Source organism: Hufsiella arboris (assembly GCF_009834875.1).
Classification (GTDB): Bacteria; Bacteroidota; Bacteroidia; order Sphingobacteriales; family Sphingobacteriaceae; genus Hufsiella_A; species Hufsiella_A arboris.
The window spans coordinates 109,629-131,588 of record NZ_WVHT01000011.1 but is presented as its reverse complement, the minus strand read 5'-3'; the positions used below and the strand labels follow the sequence as shown (position 1 = coordinate 131,588).

The window sequence follows — 21,960 nt, the reverse complement described above, 5'->3', positions numbered from 1 at the left end:
ACGCAAACAGTTTTAACCATCTTTCTCGTTCTACCCTCGCTCTCAGTAAGTTATTTTCTAAATGAAACGCTTCCAGCGTTCATAAAGCTATGTGAGGGCCCCGTTTGTAATATATATATAAGCGAAAGTCTGGGAATTTGACAGGTAATGGTTTCGTGTTGATAGAGCATCGTTGGATATTCATGACTGATATGATGTGAATATATCTGCCTGCGGTTAAAGAAACCGACAAGCAACGTCCTTCCATTCTAAACCAGATTGAAGTAAATACGGGCAAGTGTTTAATGCCCGTGCGGTATAAACGGAAAGCCCGCTGCTATAACCGAAGTATCGTAGGCATCGCTTTGCAAAATCATTACACATATATAGTATAGTATAGACCGTCATTAAAACATCCTATATAATATAACAAGATACCCAAACAAAGAGCATAACAGCCGCACGTGTTAAACTTTGTTAAAGCGCTTTACATTATACACATATACTATAATTTAGCTCCCTTAATAAAATTGACACATAATTTAAATTAACCTATCTTTGCAGGATGTTTAAAAACAAGCAATTAATTGCCTGGAGTTTTATAGTATTATTAACCGTTTCATCGGGTTGTAAGAGTAAGTTCGAAAAACTGAAAGCGAGCAACGATACAGCAAAAAAATATCAGGAGGCAATACGCCTTTATAATAAAAAGGACTATAGTAAAGCACAAATACTATTTGATGATCTGTTGCAACGCTATCGCGGAAGATCTGAAGCGGAAGATCTTTCATACTACAGCGCTTTTACAAATTACAAATTAAAAGATTATACAACCGCCAGATACTTATTTAAGGTATTCGCCGATACGTACCCGTCGAGTGCGAGAGCCGAGGAGTGCCGTTACATGAGCGCTTACTGTTATTATCTGGAATCTCCGAAATATTCGCTTGACCAGGATAATACATTGAAAGCAATTGATGCCCTTCAATTATTTATCAACCTGTATCCAAAGAGTACTCGTGTTGCCGAGGCAAGTAAATACATTGATGATCTACGCAATAAGCTGGAAACAAAAGCATATACGCTTGCGAAACAATACCTGGATATGGGCGGTTATGATCCACAAAACTACCGTTCGGCAGTAATCGCTTTTAAAAATGCTCTTCGTGATTATCCCGATACTAAATATGGCGAAGAAATGGAATTCCTTACTATAAAGGCTCAATATTTGTTCGCAAAAAACAGTTTAGAAACGAAACAGGAAGAGCGTTTTGATGAAGTACTTTCGCAATACAGCGAGTTTACAGATAAATATCCGCAAAGCACTTATATGAAAGATGCGACAGATTATAAAAAGGATGCTGAGAGGGATATGGCTAATGTAAAAAAGCTATTAGCACAACAGGAAATGACATACAAAGCTGACTCTGCCAGCGCCAAGAAAAATTAAGGTTAATAAAAAGATATGAATACTACTAAAAACACCGTTCCAACGTCAACAGTGACTCGTGATGTACGCCAGTTGGATAAAGAAACAGGAAATATTTACGAATCAATCGTGATTATTTCAAAACGCGCTAACCAGATATCAAACAACATGAAAGAAGAGCTCCATGGCAAGCTTTCAGAATTTGCTTCATCGAATGATAACCTTGAAGAAGTATTTGAAAACCGCGAGCAAATTGAGATTTCAAAACACTACGAACGTTTACCAAAACCAACACTAGTTGCTGTTGACGAATTTTTAAATGGTAAAGTTTACCACCGCAACCCTTCAAAAGAACAAAGCTAACAAGCAACATGGCTATTAACGCTATGTTACAAAACAAAAATATATTACTAGGCATTTGTGGCAGCATAGCCAGTTACAAATCTGCTACTTTAACTCGTTTACTGGTAAAAGCTGGCGCAAATGTCAAAGTAATAATGACTCGTGATGCAATTGAGTTCATCACTCCGCTCACACTTTCTACGCTTTCCAAAAATCCCGTCCTGGTAAATTATTTCAACGCTGAAACCGGCGAATGGAATAATCACGTAGAGCTAGGTCTATGGGCCGATCTAATGATCGTTGCTCCGATAAGTGCCAACACACTCGCTAAGTTTGCAACCGGCATTTGTGATAATTTACTATGCGCAACCTACCTTTCGGCGAAATGCCCGGTATATTTTGCTCCGGCAATGGACCTGGATATGTGGAAACACGATTCGACACAATCCAATGTTGCAAAGCTGCAATCCTATAAGAATATCTTAATTAATCCGGGAACAGGCGAACTTGCAAGCGGACTAACTGGCGAAGGCCGAATGGCTGAACCGGAAGATATCGTTGATTTTCTCGAATCCAGTCTAAAAAAAAAACTTCCTTTAACCGGTAAAACGGCGCTTGTCACAGCAGGGCCTACGTTTGAAGCCATTGATCCGGTACGTTTTATAGGGAATCATTCGTCCGGGAAAATGGGATTCGCAATTGCCGAACGCCTGCATATGCTTGGAGCAGATGTCACACTTGTAAGCGGTCCAACGTCCCAAAAACTAACTTATACAGGTTTAAAATTTATCCCGGTAACCTCTGCAGCTGAAATGCTTGACGAAGTATCGGCTAATTTTGAATCAGCCGACGTTACAGTAATGAGCGCGGCGGTCGCTGATTATCGTCCAAAAGTCGTTGCACAGCAAAAAATAAAAAAAGAAAGTGCCGATCTGGCAATAGAGCTCGAAAAAACGACGGACATTCTTGCAACGATAGGTAAACAAAAGAAACCTGGTCAACTGCTCATAGGTTTCGCCCTGGAAACAAACGACGAAGAAAGCAACGCTATCAAAAAGATAGAGAAGAAAAATCTCGATTTCATCGTCCTAAACTCGTTAAATGACCACGGAGCCGGCTTCCAGGGGGATGAAAATAAAATCACAATTATTGACCGGGACCACCATAAAGAGTACTTTAGCTTAAAATCAAAACATCAGGTTGCTGAAGATATTTGCAATAAGATTCTAGAAGCATTAAAATGAAACGTCTCCTTGTTCTCTTCGTTTTTATCACAGGTGGCATTTGTCATTTATCAGCCCAGGACTTAAATGCAAGAGTACAAATTTTATCTCCCCAAGTACAAAACACAAATAAGCAGGCATTAACGTCACTGCAATCGTTAATTAGAGATTTTCTGAATGGCCGAAAATGGAGTGCGGACAACCTGCAGTCGCAGGAACGGATCGATTGCAGCTTCGTTATTAATGTGACCGAATGGGATGGATCAGCCAATTTCAAGGCTGAAGCACAAATCCAATCGAGCCGGCCAGTTTACGGCACTACCTATAATTCAACGGTTTTAAATATCAGCGATAAGGATTTTAATTTTCAATGGTCGCAGGGACAGCCGTTAGATTATTCAGACCAGGCATATCTGAATAATCTGACTTCGCTCCTGGCCTACTACGCTTATATTATTGTAGGAATGGACAGCGACACGTTTTCACGCTTTTCCGGATCTCCTTATTATGTGAAGGCACAAACCGTAGTTAATAACGCTCAAACTGCCGGTTTTACTGGCTGGAAAGCATTTGAAAGTCTGAGAAACAGGTTTTGGTTAGCCGAAAATTTCAATAACAGGGATTACGCTCCAGTGAGGCAGGTGCTGTATACCTATCATCGGCAGGGACTAGATGTGATGTCTGACAATTTGGAAAAAGGCCGTAAAGCAATTTTCAGCAGCCTTCCAGACCTTCAAATTATCGACAAGCAAAAACAAGGATCAATAATAAACCAGGTGTTTTTTACGGCCAAGGCGGATGAGATAGTAAATATCGCCGGCCAGGCAGATCCAAAAACGAGAATGGACCTTTACAACTTACTTTCGTCCCTTAATCCGCCAAATATTCCTAAATACGAGTTATTGAAAAAATAGCAGGCTCACTTAACTTGCAGATCCCAATAAAGCCGATCTTCAAATACTCGTTCGCTATATTTTCAAACATTATTTATACCAAGCGTAATTTCAGTAATTTAGCAACCTATGCTAAGCCGTTTATCTATCCGCAATTACGCACTAATTGACAATCTTGATATTTCGTTCTCGGATAAGCTCAATATTATTACCGGTGAAACAGGAGCCGGTAAGTCTATCATTTTAGGAGCATTATCCTTAATTCTTGGCCAGCGTACTGAAAGTAAATACTTCTATAATCAGCAAAAGAAGTGCATCATTGAAGGATTTTTCCAGGTAAAGAATTATGCACTGAATGATTTCTTTTCAGAAAACGACCTGGACTATGAATCCGAAACAGTATTACGACGAGAAGTATCTGCTGATGGAAAGTCCAGAGCATTTATAAATGATACTCCGGTTAATCTGGCAATATTAAAACAATTAGGCGAACGTCTAATAGACATTCATTCGCAGCATGCAACCATTGAAATAAACGACGAAAATTTCCAGTTGCTTGTTGTTGATTCAATTGCTAACCATCAGCAACTATTACAGCAATATCAAAAAGCATATAAAAATCACCGACAATCAAAGTCAAACCTGAACTCGTTAATTGAGGAGAGCGACAAAGCGAAACTGGAATTAGACTATTTGCAGTTTCAATTTGATGAACTTGAAAAAGCTGCTCTAACAGAAAGTGAAGAAGCCGAACTTGAAAAAGAATTGAATGCACTGAATCACGCTGAAGAAATTAAACGAAATCTGAGTGCGACAGTTTATATTTTAAACGAACATGAACAGTCGGTACTCCAACAATTGAAAGAAAGCGGTACTCAGTTGCAGCAGGCTGCAAAGTTTCACCCTGATGTTGAATCGCTGAGCGATCGCTTGCAAAGTGTATTGATTGAGTTGAAAGACATCAGTTTCGACCTTGAGAATATTGAACAGCAAACTCAATTTAACGAAGAACGCGCAGTGGAAATAAACGGCCGCCTTAATATTCTTTACAATCTACAAAAAAAACACCGGGTCACTTCTTCAGTCGAACTAATCAGAATACAAAATGAATTGTCTGAAAAATTGTCATCAATTTCTTTTGCCGATGAAGAAATAGCCCGGTTAAAGCTTGAGTCTGAAAAATTGTTTGCTGAACTTTCTGTCCTTGCGGATAATCTTTCAGCAAGCCGCAACGAGATCATTCCTTTTATAGAAAACAAAATAATAGAAACTCTCTGGCAGGTTGGCATGCCAAATTCGACGTTAAAAATCATTAACAAAACATTAGAAGAAGGACAGTTCAATCAAAACGGCAGGAACACGATTCAATTCCTTTTTTCGGCAAATAAAGGGCAAGAGCCGGCGCCAATGAACAAAGTGGCTTCGGGCGGTGAACTGTCTAGGGTGATGCTGAGTATCAAGTCACTGATATCCAAACAAACTGCGCTTCCAACCATTATATTCGACGAAATCGATACAGGCATTTCCGGCGAAGTAGCCTTAAAAGTTGGAAAAGTGATGGAAGAACTATCTGAAAGTATGCAGGTAATTGCAATAACGCACCTTCCCCAAATTGCCAGTAAGGGCGACGCGCACTACCGCGTTTACAAAAATGAACAGGCGGAAAAAACATTGACAGATATTAAACTACTCAACAATGAAGAACGCATCGGAGACATCGCAGAAATGCTAAGTGGAAAAAATCCGGGGCAGTCTGCTTTGCAAAATGCGAAAGAACTGCTTGAAAGTTAATCTGAGTACATTTTCCTTTTCAGCTTTACAGTATATACATTAACTTAGCCCCACCAAATTTGAAACTATGGCTTATAACTTATTGAAAGGCAAACGTGGAATCATCACAGGCGCGCTGAATGAGAATTCAATAGCTTGGAAAATAGCTGAAAAAGCACACGAAGAAGGCGCAACGTTTGTTTTAACGAATGCTCCTGTAGCTATGCGCATGGGTGAAATTAATTCATTAGCAGAAAAAACAGGCTCACAAGTTATTCCGGCTGATGCAACAAGTGTCGAGGATCTGACAAATCTTTTCACGCAGTCGCAAGAGATCTTGGGTGGAAAAGTAGACTTCGTTTTACACTCGATAGGAATGAGTGTAAACATGAGAAAAAACATTCCATACACAGAATCCAACTATGATTATTTTTTAAAAGGAATCGATATTTCCGCATTGTCTTTTCACAAAATGTTAAGCGTTGCGAGAAAATTAGATGCAATTAATGAGGGTGGAAGTGTGGTTGCTTTAACTTATATGGCAGCACAGCGAACTTATCCTTTTTATACAGATATGGCCGATATTAAAGCAATGCTGGAATCCATCGCACGTAGTTTTGGATATCATTACGGTCTTGAAAAAAAGGTACGGATCAATACTGTTTCACAATCGCCAACTAAAACCACTGCCGGAACGGGAATCAAAGGGTTCGGTGACTTTTTTGATTATGCTCAAGCGATTTCGCCGCTTGGAAATGCTGATGCAGAAAGTTGCGCCGATTACTGCATCACTCTTTTCTCAGATCTTACCAGGATGGTTACGATGCAGAACCTCTTCCATGACGGAGGATATTCTTCAACCGGAGTGAGCAATGAGGTGATGACCAAATTAGGCGTAGAATAATTAGTTAAGAAATAGAAACACGAGGGAGACAAAATTGTCTCCCTTTTTTTTATGTATTAATGTGTTTGTTTCTAATAAAAACTACGGCCATTAACGAAGCAAGAAACGCGAGACTTGCCGCTAATTTCATTAAATACCCGTAGGATGTTATAAATCCATCCTTCAAGGATTGCTCAACGGAATTTTTCCACTTTTTATTAATTGTATCAGGCACTTTGGCATTTCCAAGATTGACAGCCTGAATTAAGATCTCTTCTTTTTGAACAGACGAAAAAGAAGTTTTGTCTAAATCTTTCTGCAAGGCAGCAGTGAAAAACAGGACGGCTAATGCACCGAATATAGCATTCGCAAAAACATTTGAGATCCTGGTCATTGCGTTATTGACACCTGATGCGGTACCCGAAAAATGATCCTCTGCCGAACCCATCACAGCGGTTGTTAACGGCGCAACTGTTAACGACATTCCTAAACCAAAAGTTAATATGCCAGGAAAAAATGTCGACCAATAGTCTTGTGGGCCACTCGTTTGTTTCACAAACGACAGCCAAAGTAAACCGCAACCTGCAATCGCCGGGCCTGTAATTAAAAACAGTCGTGGTCCATATTTGTCTGCCAGTCCGCCAGAAATCCTTGCCAGTAAAATCATCAGGATTGTAAAGGGTAAAAAAGTCAAGCCAGATTGCAATTGAGAATAAGCCTGCGCCTGCACCAAGTTTAAGGAGAGAAAAAGCATTCCTGCACCAAGTCCGGCGTATAAAAAGAACGTTAGTAAATTGGCCCCAGTAAACGTTTGATTTTTGAATAACGTTAACGGCATCATCGGATACTTACTTTTCCGTTCAATAATTATAAAAATTACAAGCAGGAAAAGTCCTAAAACCAGCGTTGAGTAAACCTGCCAATTCGAAATACCGACAGATGGCATACGCAAAAATCCGAAAGTCAGCGCTGCAAGCCCAAGGACAATCGCAATTGCACCCAAAAAATCAATTGAGGAGTCACTGTCATTATCCCGGTTTTCATCAACTTTAAAAAACAGTATAGCAAGCGCAACAATTCCAATAGGAACATTAATGAAGAAAATGTAACGCCACAAGCCGGCGTCTGCCAATGCACCGCCAAGAATAGGGCCTCCGATTGTTACTACTGTTGTTGCTGAGGACCATGTGCCGATTGCCTTTCCCCGCTCCTTCCCGGTAATGGTTGATGAAATGAGAGATAAACTACCCGGTATCATCAATGCTCCGCCAATTCCCTGAACAACCCGGCACAATATGAGCATAAAAACAGTAGATGAAAACCCGCAGGCAACGGAGCCGGCAATAAAAATGAGTATGCCGATCATAAAGATTTTCTTTCGGCCGAGTTTGTCGCCAAGTGAACCGCCAATCAAAATTAAAGATGCCAGCATTAACAGGTAAGCATTTAATATCCAAAACAGATCAGCGCCAGTTGCATTCAAACTCTTTTGGAGCGCCGGAAGTACAACATTCAAAGCAGTTCCGTCTATAAAAGCCATGGATGACGCGAGGATAGTGGATGCCATGAGCCATTTCCCTTTCGAACTGCTTAATGATAGTGTTTCCATAATTTAAGATAGCCAACGAATCCGGTGTATCATAAATGTATGTATCTTAAACTGAAAAAATTTGATTACTAATCGATTGGGTGATGCTTCGTTAAGAAACTGGACGAAACAGTCGCACACAAAAAAGCCGCCTGAGCAATGACGCTGAGACGGCTTGTATTATTTATCAAACGCTGATTAAAGAGTTTCCTCTTTTTTCTCTTCCTGTTTCGGAGGACGCGGCAACAATGCCTTTCTTGACAACTTCAGTTTTCCTTGTTTGTCAATATCTAACAATTTTACACGCACTTCGTCTCCTACTTTGAAAATACCGTCCATCGTTTCGTAACGCTTCCAGTCAATTTCAGAAATATGAAGCAACCCATCTTTTCCTGGCATAATTTCAACGAATGCACCAAATGGCATAATTGACTTCACTTTACCTTCGTAAATTTCGCCAACTTCAGGACGTGCTGCAATCGCGCGAATGCGGCCAACAGCCTGATCAATTGAAGCTTTATTATCAGCAAAAACCTGAACCACACCAACGTTGTCGACTTCTTCAATTGAAATTGTCGCGCCGGTTTCACGTTGCATTTCCTGAATAATTTTTCCACCAGGTCCGATAACGGCGCCAATGAATTCCTTGTCGATACGCAATGTAACGATGCGAGGAGCATGAGGTTTGAAATCTTCACGAGGAGCTTCGATGGTTTTCTTCATCTCGCCGAGGATGTGTAAACGAGCTTCTTTAGCTTGTTCCAAAGCAGCTGTTAAAACTTCCCAACGCAAACCGTTGATTTTTAGATCCATCTGGCAAGCAACAATACCTTTTTCAGTACCAGTTACTTTGAAGTCCATATCACCTAAGTGATCTTCATCACCTAAGATATCGCTCAAAATAGCGTATTTACCAGTTTTCTCATCTGTAATTAAACCCATCGCGATACCTGAAACAGGCGCTTTGATTTTAATACCAGCATCCATTAATGCTAACGTTCCTGCGCAAACTGTAGCCATTGAAGACGATCCGTTCGACTCAAGAATATCAGAAACGATACGAATAGTATATGGATTTGCATCATCTGCAGGAAGAACCTGTTTTAATGAACGCATTGCCAGATTACCGTGTCCAACTTCACGACGACCAACACCACGGTTAGGACGAACCTCACCGGTTGAGAAAGCAGGGAAATTATAGTGAAGAAGAAATTTATTGTATCCGTTGATAAATGCTCCATCGATTAATTGCTCATCAGATTTTGCACCTAATGTAACAGTAGTTAACGATTGAGTTTCACCACGTGTAAATACTGCGGATCCGTGTGCAGATGGCAAATAACCAACTTCACTCCATATCGGGCGAACAGTACGTGAATCGCGACCGTCCAAACGAATTCCTTCGTCAAGGATCAGGTTACGAACTGCGTCATACTGAACATCGTGAAAATACTTCTTTGCCAGGAAACCTGTTACGTCATCAATATCTTCACCTAACGTCGCGATAAAATCCATCAGGATCTCACCCCATTTATCGCCTCGCTCATGTTTTGCTGAACCAGATTTAGCAACAGCATAAACTTTATCATAAGTTGCTGCGAAAACCTGGTCACGTAATTCTAGGTTACTTTCTTCGTGGTTGTAAGTACGTTTTACCGTTTTGCCAACCATTTCAGCCAGTTCAACCTGCGCCTGAACTTGAATTTTGATTGCTTGATGTGCAAATTCAATCGCCTCAACCATTTCGGCTTCAGAAATTTCTTTACACTCACCTTCCACCATGCCGATATCATTTGCCGAACCGGCAACGATGAATTCTAAGGTAGCACGCTCTAAATCGCTCATCAATGGATTAATAACCAATTGACCGTCAATTTTAGCAACGCGAACTTCAGAAATTGGCCCGTTGAATGGAATGTCAGAAACTGCCAGCGCAGCGGAAGCAGCTAACCCCGCTAATGCATCAGGCATAATATCTTTGTCTGCCGAGATTAATGAAATCATAACCTGCGTATCTGCATGGTAATCCTCTGGAAACATTGGACGAAGCGCGCGGTCAACAAGGCGTGAAATCAAAACTTCATAATCAGAAAGCTTTGCTTCTCTTCTCATAAATCCACCCGGAATACGTCCTGTAGAAGCATATTTTTCTTGGTAGTCAACAGATAATGGTAAAAAATCTGTTCCCGGTCTTGCTTCTTTAGTGGCTACAACTGTTGCAAGCAACATCGTATCACCCATTTTTACTACCACTGAGCCATCAGCTTGTTTAGCTAATTTCCCAGTTTCGATTTCAATCATACGGCCATCGCCGATGTCGAATGTTTTTTTAATTGCGTTATAACTCATGTTTGTTTTATCGGCCTGTTTTTCCTCTTTTGAACACGCCCTTTATATTCGTTTTTTGTATTGTAAAAAATAAAAGCCATCCCCGTTGAGATGGCTTTTAAGATCTTGCTCAGATTTATTTGATGATATCTCTTAATTCTAAAGCTTTGATAATCGCACGGTACCGGTTGATATCTTTTTTGTAAAGATATGCAAGGATTGCGCGGCGTTTACCAACTAGTTTCTGAAGAGCCAACTGTGTTGAGAAGTCCTTCTTGTTCTTTTTTAAGTGCCCGGTTAAATGAGCAATGCGGTAAGTGAATAACGCTACTTGTCCTTCTGCCGAACCAGTGTCGGTATTTCCTTTACCATGTTTGGCAAAAATATCTGCCTTTACTTCTGTACTTAAATACATTACCTGAATAATATTAAAGCTTTAAAAATTTAATTAATTGGCTGCAAAGATAGACATTGATTTCGAGTTGCACAATAGAAGTAATAAGTTGAATCTCAATGGCAAGTCATAATGGAAGATCACTCTAATTATTAAAATTGCTTACCGCTATATTTGCGCGATGGATAGTAAAAAGCAGTTCAGCAAATTTACCAGCGAGTTTCGGGTTCGTCCTGATGATATCGATATGTTCAATCACGTTCATAACAGCAAGTATTTTGATTACGTTTTAGCTGCCCGTTATGACCAGATGGAACGTTTTTACGGAATGCCGATGGAAGAATTCATGAGCCAGGGTTATGGTTGGGTTGTTAAGACCGCTTATGTTGATTACAAACGGCCGTTGAATATGGGTGATGACTTTGCTGTTGAAACCGGAGTTGTAGATATGAGCGGAAAAGGCTGCCGGGTTGAATTTACTATCAAGATTAAAAAAACCGGTAAGATTTCATGCGACGGCTGGTTTGATTATGTTTTGATTGACATTAAAAGCGGTCGCGGGATGAATGTTACGGACGAGATGATTGAGAAGTATTCGATATAGGACGCATTGTCGTTCCCGCAAAAACGTTTACGCAGGTCGTCTTTGCGGGAACGAAGCAATCGTTAACGACAATCGCTTCAGCCGGCTTTAAATTATCCCTTTAATTACTACAAAACCTTTTTCTGCTCAAGCTACATTATTGCTGAGACTGTATTAAAACAATCTTCGCTGTAATTACTCCACCCGGCTTAATAACTGTTGAATTGTTATCAGATGTTTGAAGTATCAATTGAATGCTTCCGGGAACATGGTTATAACTGTATGCAACTCCCTGGTAAACCTGCGGTATCTGCTCGTAAGTTGTTCCGTCAAATGAAAGGTAAACTAGCACAGCACCGTAATCGTTAAAATAACTATCAATTTCCGGCATCGAAATCAATGTCGTATAAGTTCTTCCGCCATCTGTAGATCGCCATGCGTCAGGTACAATATCTGTCAGGATGGTTTGGTTCGGATTTACATATTCTGTTTTTTGGCAAGATGAAAGCACCATCAGTGCAGGTACGATTAATAAAAATAAAAGCTTCTTCATACTAGTTAGTTTATTAGTATGACGAGGATAAGCATCAATGGTTGCATCCGAAATTTTTTATTTTAGGTATCCGACAATCTTAAATTTTTCAAAAACAGAAACCGTATGCGGAGCATCTTTAAGTTCGTCGGTCAGATCCTGGCCTGCCCAATGTTCATAATGCTTTCCATTTTTCCATAGACGGCTGTCAGAGACATCGTAAATTAATCCATTATAGGCTATCCAAATCTGCGGTTTATCCTGCCCATTGCGCAGAGCCAACTGAGCTTTGGTATATTGAGGATAGTCAGCCATCCGTTTTTTTTCTAAAGAACTCGAGCAGCGCGATATTCATGAGCAACATAGACATCAGGTAGAAATGATCTTCAAACGGAATGCTTCCAATCCGAAAATTCATATTCTGATTATCGTTATACAAAACTACAGGCAGCGATGTCAAAATACCATTAACAATGTAAAATGGAATCAATGCTACAACGTACGCTGCATAGAATCGCCCCATATATTTTGCGTTAACAACAATCGAAAGGAGCAACAATAACAAAAGAAAGCCAAAATTCACCAGCGAGTAAAGCTTTGTATGGTAATTCGCAAGCATTATTATGCAAGTGATAATCAGTGCTATACTGATTGCCCGGCTGGCCTTAAATAACAGGTCTTTCTTCAAATAAAAATTCAGGCACTCATAAATAAATACACATGCAAATGGAATTGTGATGAAGAAAAGGATTTCCTCTACAGGCAGGTTTAAAAAATGAATACCTGTGATGTATTTCGAATTAAACGACCAGACACCATTTAATGTAAAAATATAATCCCAGGTTAGAAACATGCAACCTGTGATAATAATTGCGGGAAGTAAATATTTCCAAGTGGTATAAAAGCGAACTTTCTTATCAAACCCCAGTACAATAGGAAAAAAGACACTGAGCAGATTGATAAGCAAATAGGTATAATGCTGGTTTATCATTTCATTGCATTCCGCATGGTTTCCAGTTCCTTTGGGGTGCAGCGTTTACTTTCTTCCATAAACTTCACCATATTTTTTAAAAGGTCCTTATCCATACTTCCGAACTGTTTCTTTTCGATAAGCTCGACAATTTTTCTGCGGTCGGGATCCAGATCACGGCTAAATCCTAAAAACGACGGCACGTAATGTTCAAGCGAAAAACGAAGGAAACGTATTTCGAGATTGTCGGGACTCTTACTTACAGCTGTTGCCAACGTACTAATCCCTCTTTTCAGATAAGCCATTTTGTTATAAGGGTTCCACGAGTACCGGGCCTTAAGAGCCTGAGCAGAACCAAAATATGCCAAAATCACCGGATCTTCCGATTTCTGGGCCGCAATCATATCGTAAAACCGATGAGCTGCATCCGCATTATTTACTGCTTCATAATATTGCTTTCGAATACTTGGCAAGTCTTCGTCCTTTGAAAATGCAGTTGTAATTAAAAAAATTAAAAGTAAAGTTATCCTCATCCAATTGATCTTAGTTTGTCAGTTACTAATGCCTGAGCCATCAGCCATAATTTACGTTTGTCAGAAACCCGCACCCTTTTTTCGGCAATGATTTCCAGCGGTGAATTTTTTATTTTCCTGAAAAGTTCCAGGTAATAAACATAAGCAATATAAACACCTTTGCGCGCGCTTTCAGGAAGTTGCCTGATTGCCAGCAGCGAATCGTCAAAATCCTGCTGGATATCCTTTTCGATACTTTGTTTATCGGCAATACTAAACGAAGAAAAGTTTATTCCGGGAAAATACACCCGCCCACGGTCCAGAAAATCTGATTTAATATCCCGCAAAAAATTCACTTTTTGAAAGGCCGCACCCAGCTTTCGGGCTCCCGGAATAAGCTGCTGATACATTGCGCCATCTCCTTCACAAAATATCTTTAGACACATCAACCCTATTACTTCGGCGGAACCATAAATGTAAACGTCATAACCCTCCTTTGAATAAGTTGTTTTGTCAAGATCCATTTCCATCGACTTTAAAAATGCATCTATTAATGGAAGATCAATCCCATATTGCTTCACAATTAACTGGAACGAGTGCAAGACGGGATTAAGGCTTATTCCGTTGTCTATCGCTTCAAAAGTATCGTCGCGGAATTTTGAGATAAGCTTTACTTTATCGTATTGATGGAAAGAATCGACTATTTCGTCGGCATAGCGAACAAAACCATAAACGGCGTAGATCGGATAGTGAAATTTACGATCAAAGGCTTTTATACCAAGACTGAACGAGGTGCTGTACTTTCTTGTGATAACTTTACTGCACTCAAAACATGTCTCATTGTAAAGTTCAATCATAAATACCGGTTTGTGTGTTTTCACCAAAACTACAAAATTGCACACTGATAGTTTTTCATTAAGCCAAACAAATTGCCTTTATTTACGTCAAGCACAAGGCATGTCTGATATAAAAATTGCGGTAATCGGTTCTGGTTTTGCGGGGATGGCCTGCGCTTCGGTGATGGCCCAAAACGGATATGACGTCACTGTTTACGAGAAGAATGACCAGCCTGGCGGACGAGCCCGGGTATGGGAAAAAGATGGCTTTAAATTCGATATGGGGCCGAGTTGGTATTGGATGCCTGATGTATTCGAAAATTTCTTCGCATTGTTTGGAAAGAAAGTAAGCGATTACTACCATCTGAAACGTCTTGATCCGGGCTATCGGGTTTATTTTGACAAAAATGACTTTGTTGATGTGCCCGCTCAAATGGACGAGTTGGAAAATCTATTTGATTCGATAGAACCGGGAAGCAGCATACAGCTTCGCAAATTTCTGGCGCAGGCGAAGTACAAATACGAGGTGGGAATGAAAGAATATGTATTCAAACCTTCACATTCAATTACCGAATATTTTGATTTAAAACTTATACGTAACAGCCTGAATATTCAATTGCTAACCAGCATGTCGGCTCATGTTCGGAGCTATTTCAAAAACCAGCGCCTAATTGAAATCCTGGAATTTCCTGTTTTATTTTTGGGAGCTACACCGCAAAACACGCCGGCTTTATACAGTATGATGAATTATGCCGACCTGGCTTTAGGAACCTGGTATCCGCAAGGCGGTATGCACGAAATCTCTCATGCTATGTTTTGCTTGGCTACGGAACTCGGCGTCAAATTCAAATTTAACACAGAAGTCAAGAAAATCATCGTTAATAATTCAGTTGCAGAGAGTTTGGAGACCGACAAGGGGATTTTTTCTGCAAACTTCATAATTTCTAATGCCGACTATCAGCATACAGATCAAACATTGATTGACAAACCATGGAATAACTACCAGAGCGACTATTGGGAATCTCGTACCATGTCGCCGTCAAGTTTGTTGTTTTATATTGGATTAAATAAGACCGTTCCCGGCATTCAGCATCACAATTTGTTTTTTGATGAAGACTTTAATCAACATGCCGCCGAAATATATGCAAAGCCTCAGTGGCCGACTAAACCCTTATTTTATGTTTCAGCTCCTTCAAAAACAGATGATACCGTTGCGCCTGCTGGTTGCGAGAATTTATTCTTTCTTATGCCGCTCGCCCCTGGATTGGAGGATACGGAGGAATTAAGAGAGTTATACTTTAAAAAGCTGATCAACAGATTTGAATCGACAACAGGACAATCAATCAGTGACTCTATTCTGTTTAAACGAAGCTATTGTGTGAATGACTTTATTTCAGATTACAATTCATTCAAAGGAAATGCTTACGGCCTGGCCAACACATTAAGGCAAACGGCTTTTTTAAAGCCAAAAATGCGGGCATCAAAAATCAAAAATCTTTTATTTACGGGCCAGCTTACCGTTCCGGGACCGGGCGTTCCGCCGGCAATTATTTCAGGACAGGTAGCTGCGAAAGAAGCCTTGCGGTATTTGGATAATTTTTCCTAAATTTCATTGTGACCTAAAAATAAACCAATGAAATTCCTGAAAACCCTTTTGATTGTTATAGTCGCGCTGATTATAATATTTTTTGCGGGAGCTTTGTTCTTGCCAAAAACCTACAGTGTTGCTCGCAGCGTAAACATTAATGCGCCAGACAGTGTAGTCTACAAAAACGTTTCGGATTTAAACCTTTTTAAAAAATGGATGCCCTGGTTAAAAATGGAACCGACGGCGAAAGTTGAAATTTCAGGTGAGCCATCTTCGCCGGGCCACAGTTATCATTGGGTTGGCGACAAGACAGGCGAAGGTATAATGTCTATAAAACAGGTCGTTCCCTATTCGCATGTTGATTACGATCTGAAGTTTATCAAACCTTTCGAAAGTGACTGCAATTCACAATTTACAATTGAATCCTCTGGGGGAACCGTTGACGTTACATGGACCATGAGCGGGGAAAATAAAACGACAATGGAAAAGTGGATGAGCCTTAACTTTGATAATATGATTGGTAAGGATTTCGAAAGCGGCCTTAAGGACCTAAAGAAACTCTCTGAAAAACAATAAAAAAAAGCGCCAGTGGGGAACTAGGCGCTTTCATGTATGATGAGTTTAGAAAAGGGGCTAATTAATCCATTTCTGCGTAAACCGGTTTTTTAACTCCGTTATCATACGGCTTTAAGCTTTTCTTAAGCAATTTACGCGCAACGTGAATCCTTGTTTTTACTGTTCCAATCGGAATTTGAAGATAATCAGCAATCTCGTGATACTTGAATCCTTCAAAATACATACTGAAAGGAACATAATACTCTTCAGGCAACTTGCCCAGGGCTAACTTAATGTCATCCATAATAAATTTGGATTCACCCTGATTTTTTGTTGAACTGAACACAAGATTGGCTGATGAAATCTCTTCGGATTTAGTAACAAATGAGCTGATTTTTACAAATCTGCGGTAATTGTTAATAAATGTATTTTTCATGATAGTGTAGAGCCATCCTTTAAGGTTTGTACCTTCCTTAAATTTATTGTAGTATGTAATAGCTTTTAATAGAGTGTCTTGAACTAAATCATTCGCATCGTCGGTATCACGTGTAAAATGTAAAGCATACATTTTTAAAGAGCTTGATTGACGCATTACCATGGTGTTGAATTCGATCTTTGTCATAGTTATTGGATTTAGGTTAACTCTAATTTAAATTTGAACAACCTGTTTAAAATTCTGCTTTTAATACCGTCATTGCGATCGGTACGGAGAATTATACAACAACTATGCTAACACCAGAAAAATAAAACAATATAGACTCTGAACGGTAAAAAATTTTGACGATTTAATGATTTCTTAACATTAAATCACGTTCACCTCACGCTCTAATTCAATACCAAAATGGCTCCGAACATCGCTGATAATTTTTGAAGAAACATCATAAATAGCTGATCCTGTTGCATTTCCGTAATTAACAAGCACTAATGCCTGGTTCTTCCAGGTACCGGCATTGCCAATTTGTTTGCCTTTCCAACCTAATTTTTCTATCATCCACCCTGCCGCAATTTTTTCTTCCTCATTGTTTACAGAAAAATGTACAATGTCTGGAAAAGCAGACTGCAACTGTCTGAATTTGTCAACCTTTATGATCGGATTCTTAAAAAAACTACCTGCATTACCAATGGTTGATGGGTCTGGGAGTTTGCTTACGCGTATGTGGGATACAACGTCTGATATATCTTTAACCGAGGGCTCAGTTATTTTTCTGTTTTCCAGCTCTTGACGAATTGCACCGTATTCGAGCTTTAAATTTTGCTGATTTGATAATGAATAAGTAACCTCGGTAATAATGAACTTACCTTTTAATGCATTTTTAAATACACTGTCGCGGTATCCAAAATGGCAGTCATGATTTGAAAATTGCCTGATCAAACCGGTAGCGATTTCAAAAGCCCGGCATGAAAAAAAAACGTCCTTCAGCTCGACACCATAGGCGCCGATATTTTGTATTGGTGAAGCGCCAACCGAGCCGGGGATTAAACTGAGATTTTCAAGGCCGGCAATATCTTTTTTTACACAATACTGTACTAAGTCGTTCCATACTTCCCCCGCTTTTGAGATTACAAGAATCCGGTCATCTTCTACGCGTGTCTCAATTCCCTTTATATTAATTTTAATTGCCAGTCCGTCAAAATCGCGGGTGAAAAGAATATTGCTTCCGCCTCCAAGTACTAGGCGCGGAACATCATGCCATGTTTTATCTGCAAATAATTCAGCCAGGTCAGCTTCCGAATTTATCTCAACGAAATAACGGGCCATAACGTCAACACCAAAGGTGTTGTATTTTTTAAGGGAAACGTTTTCTTTTACCTCCAGCATGAAAAGATATTTTGCGCCGAATTTCGGATTAAATTTATTTAGAAGGCTGCTTTTTTAAATATTTTCCGGAAACTATCCACAACCCAAATTCTTCAGATGGGAATCTTTCCACGGATTTATGATGAATTTTATGAGCACGCCGCACGCCGCTCAAATACCGGTTTTTACTTTTAAAAGCTCTGATACGGTTATGAATAAACCAGTCGTGGAATATGAAATAAGATATGCCATACAATGAAATTCCGACGCCAATCCAAAATTTATAGCTTAACCTTTCGTGGCCCGAATACATGAGCAAAAACGCTATCGCAGCAAATAACACGCTAAAAATATCATTCAACTCTAACCAGCCATGCCGTTTCTGATGATGTGTTTTGTGAATGAACCATAGCGGACCATGAAATAGATATTTATGCATAGCCCAGGATACCGCCTCCATCAAGACGAATGTTGTAATAACAACTGCTGCATTAAATAAAACTTCCATGTTTGTATTATAAAAAAAGCGATGATTTCATCGCTTTTATATCCTAAATATGTATTGGTCGATTCTCTGTTGCAGCCAAAGCAGCTTCTTTAAGTGATTCCGTATAGGTCGGATGTGGGTGGCATATTCTGCCAATGTCTTCAGCCGATGCCCGGAATTCCATGGCCGTGACAGCCTCCATGATCATATCAGCAGCGCGCGGACCAATCATATGCACGCCTAAAATTTCGTCTGTTTCCGCATCCGCCAATACTTTTACAAATCCGTCAGTATCCATGCTGGCCCTGGCACGTCCACTCGCTTTAAATGGAAACGAGCCGGTTTTATATTTTTTTCCGTCTGCCTTTAACTGCTCTTCTGTAAAACCAACACTCGCAACCTCCGGCCATGTATAAACCACGCCAGGAATCAGGTTATAATTAATATGCGGTTTTTGACCAGCAATGGTTTCAGCCACAAATACCCCCTCATCTTCAGCTTTATGTGCAAGCATAGCACCACGCACTACATCGCCGATAGCGTAAACTCCAGGAACACTAGTTTGAAGATGTTCATCAACGGTTATTTTTTTACCGCGATCTTCCACTTTTAAACCAATGTTTTTCAGCCCGAGGCTGTCTGTGTATGCTGAACGCCCTACCGCGACGATGCAGTAGTCACCTTCTACTGTAATAGTTTCGCCTTTCGGAGTTTCTGCAGAAACAGATACTTTTTTACCTTTTACTGTTGCACCGGTTACTTTGTGGCTCAACAAGAATTCAAAGCCGATTTTTGTCAACGTTTTTTGCAACTCGCGACCCAGCGCTTTATCCATTGTTGCGATAATTGAATCAAGGAATTCGATCACCGTTACTTTAGCGCCTAGTCTCGCATAAACCGACCCCAATTCCAAACCGATCACTCCGCCTCCGATAACAATTAAATGCTTAGGTACTTCAGGCAGATTCAGCGCCTCGGTAGATGTAATAATTCTTTTTTTATCGATAGGTAAAAACGGCAACGCAGTTGGTTTTGAACCTGTTGCGATGATAACGTTTTTTGCCGTTATGGTTTCTTCTTTACCTTCATTGGATATCTTGATGGTATTTTTATCAACGAATGATCCCATTCCCTGGTAAGAAGTAATTTTATTCTTTTTGAACAGGAAAGTGATCCCGCCGGTTGTCTGGGCCACCACTTCATTCTTACGCTTTATCATTTGAGGCAAGTCAACTGACAAATCTTTCAGATTAATTCCATGGGTTTGAAATGTGTGCGCTGCATTATGAAAATGCTCAGAAGAATCAAGCAAAGCCTTTGATGGAATACAGCCAACGTTAAGGCAGGTTCCGCCGAATGTGCTGTACTTTTCAACAACAGCCGTTTTTAAACCTAATTGAGCACAGCGTATTGCGGCTACATATCCGCCAGGTCCGCTGCCAATAACTACTACATCGTATTGCATGGAAAGATTTTTTCTAATGTTCGCGCCAAAGTTAACTATTTGCCCGATTAGTTCACTGGCAATAAAACTGCATATATTTGAAACAAAGCCATTAAAAGTTACCTTCGGAGATTTATTACTTTAACATGAAGATTGCACGGTTACTTACATTACTTCCTGTATTTTTTGCGGTAATAGTTAACGCCCAGGTTATGACATCGCAAGAAAAATACACGAGAGCTGATACTCTTCGCGGCATGTTAACGCCGTTACGCACATGCTACGATATTAATTATTATCACCTCGATGTTCAAATGAATATCAGTAACCAATCTATACAGGGCAGTAACGAGTTTTCATTTACCGCCACTCAAAATTTTCAAAAACTGCAGTTTGATTTATTCGATAATCTTAAAGTAGAACGTGTATTATACGGTAAACAGGAACTACCTTTTACACGTGAATTTAATGCAGTATTTGTCACTTTCCCTCGTGAGATAAAAAAAGGCACAAAGGAAAAGTTCACGGTTTATTACTCGGGTAAACCGGTTGTCGCAAAGAGGGCACCATGGGACGGTGGTTTTATCTATTCAAAAGACAAGTCCGGAAATCCGTGGGTTGCGGTTGCCTGCCAGGGATTTGGAGCGAGCTGCTGGTGGCCAACCAAGGATCATCAAAGTGATGAAGTAGATAGTATGCTAATCAGTATTACAGTTCCTGATACCTTAAACGAAATTTCTAACGGCCGGCTAAGAAGTGCAGTGAAAAAGCCAGACAACCAAACCCAGTACAACTGGTTTGTTGCAAATCCAATTAACAATTACGACGTAAGTTTCTACATTGGAAAATATTCACATTGGAAAGACAATTTTAAAGGTGCACAAGGTGATTTAAGTATCGATTACTGGTCGCTAAAAGAAGATAGTTCTCAAGCTAAACCACACTGGGATGCTGATGTTAAGCCTATGCTTAAATGCTTTGAATATTGGTTCGGCCCCTATCCTTTTTACAAAGATGGTTACAAACTTGTCGAATCACCTTATCTGGGAATGGAACACCAGAGCGCGGTTGCTTATGGAAACAAATTTAGAAAAGGCTACCTTGGTAAAGACCTCAGCGGAACCGGCCATGGATTGAAATGGGATTTCATAACCGTGCATGAAAGCGGCCACGAATGGTTTGGCAACAATATAACAAGCAAAGACCTGGCTGATATGTGGATTCACGAAAGCTTTACTAATTACTCCGAAACGCTCTTTATCGAATGTACCGAAAGCAAAGCCGCCGGAGCAGAATACCTGGTCGGCATTCGCAAAAATATCGCCAACGATAAGCCTATAATTGCCGCATACAACGTAAACAAAGAAGGTTCCGGCGACATGTATTATAAAGGCGCCAATATGATCCATACGATACGGCAGCTGATTAACGACGACGATAAGTTCAGGGAAGTTTTGCGAGGTTTAAATAAAACTTTTTATCATCAAACAGTTACAACCACACAGATTGAAAACTTCATCAGCAACAAAAGCGGAGTAAAGCTGAACAAGGTATTTGATCAGTATTTGCGGCATATTACTATTCCAGTGCTTGAGTATAAAATTTTTGGTGGGACACTCTCCTATCGCTGGGTGTCAGAGGTTAAAGGATTCGATATGCCTGTAAAGGTGACATTAAAGAATTCGTCTTTTGAGTGGATAAAACCTTCAACGGAATGGAAAAAAACAAAAATACCATTAACCCTAACAGCTGAATCATTTAAAATCGATCCAAATTTTTATGTCGACTCAAAGAATATTAAATGATAGTAGCTGTGAGGCCTTTTA

22 protein-coding genes are annotated in these 21,960 nt (G+C 40.0%); 10 read left to right on the top strand and 12 right to left on the bottom strand.

Annotated elements, in window-relative coordinates; all coding sequences use genetic code 11:
* Positions 1-544 precede the first annotated feature (544 nt).
* The 6 genes from GS399_RS18580 (at position 545) to GS399_RS18555 (ending at position 6,540) form a co-directional block, all read left to right on the top strand.
* Positions 545-1,429: an outer membrane protein assembly factor BamD gene (locus GS399_RS18580; RefSeq protein ID WP_160846162.1), complete on the top strand. Its 885-nt coding sequence runs from the start codon at positions 545-547 to the stop codon at positions 1,427-1,429.
* Positions 1,430-1,444: 15 nt separating this feature from the next.
* A complete protein-coding gene (locus tag GS399_RS18575; protein ID WP_160846161.1) occupies positions 1,445-1,771 on the top strand; it encodes a DNA-directed RNA polymerase subunit omega in 327 nt (108 codons plus the stop codon).
* Between the two features lie 23 nt (positions 1,772-1,794).
* Positions 1,795-2,994 carry a bifunctional phosphopantothenoylcysteine decarboxylase/phosphopantothenate--cysteine ligase CoaBC gene (gene coaBC, locus GS399_RS18570; protein ID WP_160846160.1) on the top strand — a complete coding sequence of 400 codons (1,200 nt, stop codon included), beginning with the start codon at positions 1,795-1,797 and terminating at the stop codon, positions 2,992-2,994.
* Entirely contained in the window at positions 2,991-3,887 is an 897-nt protein-coding gene (gene porD / locus GS399_RS18565; protein WP_160846159.1) for a type IX secretion system protein PorD, read from the top strand. The genes coaBC and porD overlap by 4 nt, the downstream gene beginning before the upstream one ends.
* Positions 3,888-3,995: 108 nt before the next feature.
* A complete protein-coding gene (gene recN / locus GS399_RS18560) occupies positions 3,996-5,657 on the top strand; it encodes a DNA repair protein RecN (protein ID WP_160846158.1) in 1,662 nt (553 codons plus the stop codon).
* Between the two features lie 67 nt (positions 5,658-5,724).
* Positions 5,725-6,540 (top strand): enoyl-ACP reductase FabI, encoded by an 816-nt coding sequence (locus tag GS399_RS18555; protein ID WP_160846157.1) that lies wholly within the window; start codon positions 5,725-5,727, stop codon positions 6,538-6,540.
* Positions 6,541-6,589: 49 nt separating this feature from the next.
* On the opposite strand, the gene GS399_RS18550 is transcribed toward GS399_RS18555, so the two are convergent.
* The 3 genes from GS399_RS18550 to rpsO form a co-directional block, all read right to left on the bottom strand.
* Complete coding sequence (locus GS399_RS18550; protein ID WP_160846156.1) at positions 6,590-8,128, bottom strand: MFS transporter; 1,539 nt, start codon at positions 8,126-8,128, stop codon at positions 6,590-6,592.
* Between the two features lie 177 nt (positions 8,129-8,305).
* A complete protein-coding gene (gene pnp, locus GS399_RS18545; RefSeq protein ID WP_160846155.1) occupies positions 8,306-10,456 on the bottom strand; it encodes a polyribonucleotide nucleotidyltransferase in 2,151 nt (716 codons plus the stop codon).
* A gap of 115 nt (positions 10,457-10,571) precedes the next feature.
* Positions 10,572-10,850 (bottom strand): 30S ribosomal protein S15, encoded by a 279-nt coding sequence (gene rpsO, locus GS399_RS18540; protein WP_160846154.1) that lies wholly within the window; start codon positions 10,848-10,850, stop codon positions 10,572-10,574.
* A gap of 160 nt (positions 10,851-11,010) precedes the next feature.
* On the opposite strand from rpsO, the gene GS399_RS18535 reads away from it, so the two are divergent.
* Entirely contained in the window at positions 11,011-11,433 is a 423-nt protein-coding gene (locus GS399_RS18535; RefSeq protein ID WP_160846153.1) for an acyl-CoA thioesterase, read from the top strand.
* Between the two features lie 136 nt (positions 11,434-11,569).
* Here GS399_RS18535 and GS399_RS18530 read toward each other — a convergent pair whose 3' ends face one another.
* The 5 genes from GS399_RS18530 to GS399_RS18510 are packed head-to-tail and all read right to left on the bottom strand — an operon-like array spanning position 11,570 to position 14,283.
* A complete protein-coding gene (locus GS399_RS18530) occupies positions 11,570-11,965 on the bottom strand; it encodes a hypothetical protein (protein ID WP_160846152.1) in 396 nt (131 codons plus the stop codon).
* Positions 11,966-12,022: 57 nt separating this feature from the next.
* Positions 12,023-12,259: a cytochrome b5 domain-containing protein gene (locus GS399_RS18525; RefSeq protein ID WP_160846151.1), complete on the bottom strand. Its 237-nt coding sequence runs from the start codon at positions 12,257-12,259 to the stop codon at positions 12,023-12,025.
* Positions 12,252-12,935 carry a lycopene cyclase domain-containing protein gene (locus GS399_RS18520; RefSeq protein WP_160846150.1) on the bottom strand — a complete coding sequence of 228 codons (684 nt, stop codon included), beginning with the start codon at positions 12,933-12,935 and terminating at the stop codon, positions 12,252-12,254. The genes GS399_RS18525 and GS399_RS18520 overlap by 8 nt, the downstream gene beginning before the upstream one ends.
* Positions 12,932-13,447: a hypothetical protein gene (locus tag GS399_RS18515; protein ID WP_160846149.1), complete on the bottom strand. Its 516-nt coding sequence runs from the start codon at positions 13,445-13,447 to the stop codon at positions 12,932-12,934. The genes GS399_RS18520 and GS399_RS18515 overlap by 4 nt, the downstream gene beginning before the upstream one ends.
* On the bottom strand, positions 13,444-14,283 hold the full coding sequence (locus GS399_RS18510; protein WP_160846148.1) for a phytoene/squalene synthase family protein: 840 nt from the start codon (positions 14,281-14,283) through the stop codon (positions 13,444-13,446). Before GS399_RS18510 ends, GS399_RS18515 begins: the two co-directional genes overlap by 4 nt.
* A 100-nt stretch (positions 14,284-14,383) precedes the next feature.
* Here GS399_RS18510 and crtID point away from each other — a divergent pair, with 100 nt between their 5' ends.
* Positions 14,384-15,868, top strand: coding sequence for a bifunctional phytoene desaturase/3,4-desaturase (gene crtID, locus GS399_RS18505; RefSeq protein WP_160846147.1), 1,485 nt, complete (start codon positions 14,384-14,386; stop codon positions 15,866-15,868).
* 27 nt (positions 15,869-15,895) lie between these two features.
* Positions 15,896-16,426, top strand: a complete 531-nt coding sequence (locus GS399_RS18500; protein WP_160846146.1) for an SRPBCC family protein — start codon at positions 15,896-15,898, stop codon at positions 16,424-16,426.
* Between the two features lie 61 nt (positions 16,427-16,487).
* Here the strand turns inward: GS399_RS18500 and GS399_RS18495 are convergent, their stop codons facing one another.
* The 4 genes from GS399_RS18495 to lpdA form a co-directional block, all read right to left on the bottom strand.
* Positions 16,488-17,027 carry a sigma-70 family RNA polymerase sigma factor gene (locus GS399_RS18495; RefSeq protein ID WP_160846145.1) on the bottom strand — a complete coding sequence of 180 codons (540 nt, stop codon included), beginning with the start codon at positions 17,025-17,027 and terminating at the stop codon, positions 16,488-16,490.
* 180 nt (positions 17,028-17,207) lie between these two features.
* Positions 17,208-18,224, bottom strand: coding sequence for a UDP-N-acetylmuramate dehydrogenase (gene murB, locus GS399_RS18490; RefSeq protein ID WP_160846144.1), 1,017 nt, complete (start codon positions 18,222-18,224; stop codon positions 17,208-17,210).
* Between the two features lie 34 nt (positions 18,225-18,258).
* Positions 18,259-18,711: a sterol desaturase family protein gene (locus GS399_RS18485; protein ID WP_160846143.1), complete on the bottom strand. Its 453-nt coding sequence runs from the start codon at positions 18,709-18,711 to the stop codon at positions 18,259-18,261.
* A 43-nt stretch (positions 18,712-18,754) separates the two neighbouring features.
* Entirely contained in the window at positions 18,755-20,155 is a 1,401-nt protein-coding gene (gene lpdA / locus GS399_RS18480; protein ID WP_160846142.1) for a dihydrolipoyl dehydrogenase, read from the bottom strand.
* Positions 20,156-20,280: 125 nt separating this feature from the next.
* Between lpdA and GS399_RS18475 the strand changes: the two genes are divergently transcribed.
* A complete protein-coding gene (locus GS399_RS18475; protein WP_160846141.1) occupies positions 20,281-21,939 on the top strand; it encodes a M1 family metallopeptidase in 1,659 nt (552 codons plus the stop codon).
* Positions 21,940-21,960 lie beyond the last annotated feature (21 nt).